The organism is Microvirga sp. P4_G7 (genome assembly GCF_056401005.1).
Genome location: NZ_JBFUKD010000316.1, coordinates 1 through 4,064, shown reverse-complemented (window position 1 = coordinate 4,064; position 4,064 = coordinate 1). Strand labels below are relative to the sequence as shown.

7 protein-coding genes are annotated in these 4,064 nt (G+C 63.2%); 3 read left to right on the top strand and 4 right to left on the bottom strand.

Going from position 1 to position 4,064, the window contains the following annotated elements:
* The 3 genes from AC1DT3_RS13550 to AC1DT3_RS13540 form a co-directional block, all read left to right on the top strand.
* Positions 1 to 365 (top strand): TerC family protein (locus AC1DT3_RS13550; RefSeq protein ID WP_477465776.1); only part of this gene is annotated, 365 nt, incomplete at its 5' end.
* Positions 366 to 480: 115 nt separating this feature from the next.
* Positions 481 to 1,182: an AzlC family ABC transporter permease gene (locus tag AC1DT3_RS13545; RefSeq protein WP_477465775.1), complete on the top strand. Its 702-nt coding sequence runs from the start codon at positions 481 to 483 to the stop codon at positions 1,180 to 1,182.
* Complete coding sequence (locus tag AC1DT3_RS13540) at positions 1,179 to 1,505, top strand: AzlD family protein (protein ID WP_477465774.1); 327 nt, start codon at positions 1,179 to 1,181, stop codon at positions 1,503 to 1,505. The genes AC1DT3_RS13545 and AC1DT3_RS13540 overlap by 4 nt, the downstream gene beginning before the upstream one ends.
* Here AC1DT3_RS13540 and AC1DT3_RS13535 read toward each other — a convergent pair.
* From AC1DT3_RS13535 to AC1DT3_RS13520, 4 genes are all read right to left on the bottom strand, one after another.
* The gene (locus tag AC1DT3_RS13535) at positions 1,482 to 1,952 is read right to left on the bottom strand and encodes an arsenate-mycothiol transferase ArsC (RefSeq protein WP_477465773.1); all 471 of its coding nucleotides are present in this window, start codon (positions 1,950 to 1,952) and stop codon (positions 1,482 to 1,484) included. The genes AC1DT3_RS13540 and AC1DT3_RS13535 overlap by 24 nt on opposite strands.
* A gap of 3 nt (positions 1,953 to 1,955) precedes the next feature.
* On the bottom strand, positions 1,956 to 2,441 hold the full coding sequence (locus AC1DT3_RS13530) for a UPF0262 family protein (RefSeq protein WP_477465772.1): 486 nt from the start codon (positions 2,439 to 2,441) through the stop codon (positions 1,956 to 1,958).
* 14 nt (positions 2,442 to 2,455) lie between these two features.
* Positions 2,456 to 3,748, bottom strand: a complete 1,293-nt coding sequence (gene hisD / locus AC1DT3_RS13525) for a histidinol dehydrogenase (RefSeq protein ID WP_477465771.1) — start codon at positions 3,746 to 3,748, stop codon at positions 2,456 to 2,458.
* Positions 3,748 to 4,064 (bottom strand): DUF2948 family protein (locus tag AC1DT3_RS13520; RefSeq protein WP_477465770.1); only part of this gene is annotated, 317 nt, incomplete at its 5' end. The genes AC1DT3_RS13520 and hisD, both read right to left, overlap by 1 nt.

The following is a 4,064-nucleotide window of genomic DNA, read 5'->3' as shown; positions in this document are numbered from 1 at the left end:
AGCTTCGCGTGACCCATCAGGAAGAAGAAGCCGCGGAGGAAGCCCTCGAAGGCAAGGATTCTGCCCAAACCGGCGCTCCCCGCAAGACTTTCGCGCAGGCCGCGTGGCAGATCATCATCGCCGACGTTTCGATGTCGCTCGACAACGTTCTCGCCGTTGCCGGGGCAGCCCGCGAACATCCGTACGTCATGGTGTTCGGGCTCATCCTCTCGATCGCGCTCATGGGTGTCGCCGCCTCCTACATCGCCCGCCTCCTGCAGCGCTACCGGTGGATCGCCTATCTCGGCCTTGCGATCATCCTCTACGTGGCGCTGAAGATGATCTACGCGGGCGCGCTCGAGGTCATGCCTCTGGCGAGCCTCTGAGCGCCGAGCTGGTCTCGGGACTCCAAGCTTTCCGGGCGCATCAGCACGATGCGCCCGGAACCTCGATCCGATAGGCTCCTGCGGTTACGTGGGATGGTCAGCGCACCGAAAACCAATGTCCGCTTCTGAACGACACTCTCCGACACTTGCGGGCTTTCGCCGGGGTGTCGTCATGGCCCTGCCAGCTTTTCCGGGGTTCATCGTGTTCTCGGCCGCCTTCGGGACCGCCGCGTCACAGAAAGGTTTGTCGCTCGCTCAGGCGTTCGGACTGAGCACCTTCGTCTATGCCGGCGCATCCCAGATGGTGGGGTTGGAAATCTGGCAGACGGTCTGGTCGCCTTCGACGATCCTCGCCATCATGATGGTGACGGCCGTCGTCAATGCGCGATTGACTCTCCTTGGCGCGACTCTGCAGCCCTGGCTCGCTCGCGAGCCGCTTTGGCGATCGGGTCTCAATTTCTTCGTCCTGACAGAGGCGAACTGGCTCGTCAGCTCGCACTACTACAACCAAGGGGGTCGAGACCTCGGCGTTCTGCTCGRCTCCGGCGTCATCCTGTGGCTGATCTGGATCGCCGCGACCCTCGCCGGCTATTTTGCCGGAGCGCTAATCCCGGAACCGCAGCGGTTCGGTCTCGATCTCGTCATGCCTATCTTCTTCGCATCGATGCTTGTGCCGCTCTGGAAGGGAGTTCGCCCTGCCCTGCCGTGGCTGATCGCCGGCATCACGGCACTCCTCGTTCATGCATTCGTCCCCGGTTACTTCTACCTCGTCGCTGGCGCATTGGCGGGCGTTGCCGCTGGGATGCTGATCGAATGACGGCGTTTCACACACTCATCGCCGGCCCTTGGGGTGCGACCATCGCCATCGTCGCCATGACCGTCGCGACGTTCCTGTGCCGGATCGCAGGAGCGGTCGTGATGAGCAAGGTCGCCATCACACCGCGAGTAGAGCGCGGGCTCCGAGCCCTTCCCGGCTCGATCATCATGGCAACGATTCTTCCCATCGTCCTCGACAAGGGCATAACGGCAGCGATCGCTGTCGGCGCGACGATCATCACCATGCTTTTGGCCCGAACCGAGCTCGTCGCTCTCGCTGTGGGCCTGGGAACGATCGCCCTAATCAGGGCTGCTGGATTCTGAGCTTCTCAAGCGCGTGCGGATCCGCGCGAGCAGCACGTCGCGGACATGTCGATAGGCGTCGATCACCTGGTCGCGTGACCCCTGCGTGATCGTCGGATCCGGCGTCGGCCAATACTCGACTTCGGACGCAAGCGTCCTTGTCAGTTCCAACGCCTGGTGATGAGCCTCTGGCGACAAGGAAATGATAAGGTCGAAGTTCAAACCCTCCCATTCCTCCAATTCGTCGAGCGTGCGCGGTTTATGTTTCGACGCGTCGATGCCGATTTCATCGAGCACCATCGTCGTAAAGCCGTCGACGTCGCTTTTGTGCACTCCTGCGGATTGCACGTAGATCGATTTGCCGAAGTAATACCGCGCGATCGCTTCCGCCATCGGTGAACGCACAGCATTCATGGCGCAGACGAAGAGAACCGAATGAATCCGTTTCGGGCGCGCTGCCTCGTCCAAGCGTCAGCCTCGCCAATGAAGCGCGAAAATGAGGGTAAAGATACGCCGCGCCGTATCGAAGTCGACGACGAGCTTTCCCTCCAAGCGCTTCAGCAAAAGGTCCGCCGCCTCGTTGTGGRGGCCGCGACGCCCCATGTCGATGGCCTCGATCTGTGAGGGCGAGGCAGAACGGATCGCCCGATAATAGCTATCGCAGATCATGTCGTAGTCGCGGATCGCTTTTCGAAACGGTGTCAGCGAGAGATGATGCGTGACGAGCGTCGAGCCCGCCTCCGTCCGCACTTCGAGACAGAGCTTCTTTTCGACGAGCGCGATGTGTAGCGCATAAGGCCCGCCGTCATAATTCGGCAGGGCAAAGAAGTTCTCCTCGATAATGTCGTAGATGGCRATGGCGCGCTCATGCTCCTGGTCCGGATTACCGCGACCGATCGAGGCCTCGTCGAGCGTGACGGCAACAAGGTGGCATCGCTCGTCTCCTCCGCTCGCCATACCATCTCCCATCGTCACATATTCAGGCGGATCGCCACGGAACGCGCGTGGCCCTCGAGGCCCTCCGAACGCCCGAGTGCGATCGCGGCCGGTCCAAGGGCGCGCAGAGAGTTCGCGTCGCATTTCAGGATCGAGGTTCGCTTCATGAAGTCAAGCACGCCGAGACCGGACGAGAAGCGGGCCGACCGGGCCGTCGGGAGCACGTGGTTCGGGCCGCCGACGTAATCGCCGATCGCCTCGGGCGTATGGCTGCCGAGGAAGATGGCGCCGGCATTTCTCACCTTCGCCGCGAGCGCCTCGGGGTCATGTGTCTCGATTTCGAGATGCTCGGGGGCCAGCCTGTCCACCAGCGGAATGGCAGCGTCCAGCGTTTCGACGATGATGATCGCGCCGAAATCGCGCCAGCTCGCGCCGGCGATCTCCGCTTTCGGCAGCGTAAGCAGCTGGCGCTCGACCGCCTTCTCGACGGCGTCCGCCAGGCCAGGACTATCCGTGACCAGGATCGCTTGTGCGACTGGATCATGCTCCGCCTGCGCCAGGAGGTCGGCAGCGATCCAATCGGGATTGGCACCACCGTCGGCCAGCACCAGGACCTCCGACGGGCCGGCGATCATGTCGATGCCGACCTGACCGAAGACCCGCCGCTTCGCCGCCGCCACATAGGCATTGCCAGGTCCGACGATCTTGGCCACCGGTTGAATTGTTTCCGTACCGTAAGCAAGCGCCGCTACGGCCTGTGCACCGCCGACACGGACAACCTCGTCGACGCCGGCGAGACGCGCGGCCGCAAGCACGAGGGGATTGGTCTCGCCACGCGGTGTCGGTACTACCATGGCAATCCGTGGCACTCCTGCGACCTTCGCCGGAACCGCGTTCATCAGGACCGAGGAGGGGTAGCTCGCGCGGCCGCCGGGCACATAGATTCCAACCGATTCAAGCGCAGTCCAGCGCCAGCCGAGCGTGACGCCGAGCGCATCCGTCGTCAGCGAATCCTCGGGGCGCTGGGCGCGGTGATAGACCTCGATGCGCTCCTTCGCGAGCTTGAGCGCATCGTAGGCGTCGCGGGGACATTGCGCTTCTGCGGCGTCGATCTCCGCGTCGGAGACGCGCAGCCGTTCAGGTGTCAGATCGAGCGCATCGAAGCGCTTCGTATAGTCGATGAGAGCCGTGTCGCCGCGGGCGATCACATCCTCGATGATCGCGCGTACGGCCTGATCCACATCCTCGGAGATCTCCCGCTTGGCGGAAAGCAATTGGGCGAAGGCCCGCGGGAAATCCTGTTTCCGCGCGTCAAGTCGCTGCGCCATCAGGAGCGCTCCACCGGCACATCGTCATGCGTCGGCCGGCTCTCGGCGGCCCATACCGGGCCGAGGTCCTTCATCTGCATTTCGATGCATTCCACGTCGACCTGGATCGCGGCGCCGTCGGAGAACATCAAGGTCGCAGTGCCCGACGGCTGGTCGCCCTCTTCGAATGCGATGGCGAGCAGGTTCAGCACTGCGTCCTTGTTATGGGGGTCGATGCCCCGGGTACGCACCGCCTTCACCCGCTCGAAGTGCATGCCGACGAGACGGCGTTGCGGCGGGGTATCGGAACCCTCCTCCCACGCAAAACGCTTGGCGG

Coding starts and splice junctions, on each gene's coding strand:
- AC1DT3_RS13540 (WP_477465774.1), top strand. CDS start 1,179: ATGACGGCGTTTCACACACTCATCGCCGGCCCTTGGGGTGCGACCATC.
- hisD (WP_477465771.1), bottom strand. CDS start 3,748: ATGGCGCAGCGACTTGACGCGCGGAAACAGGATTTCCCGCGGGCCTTC.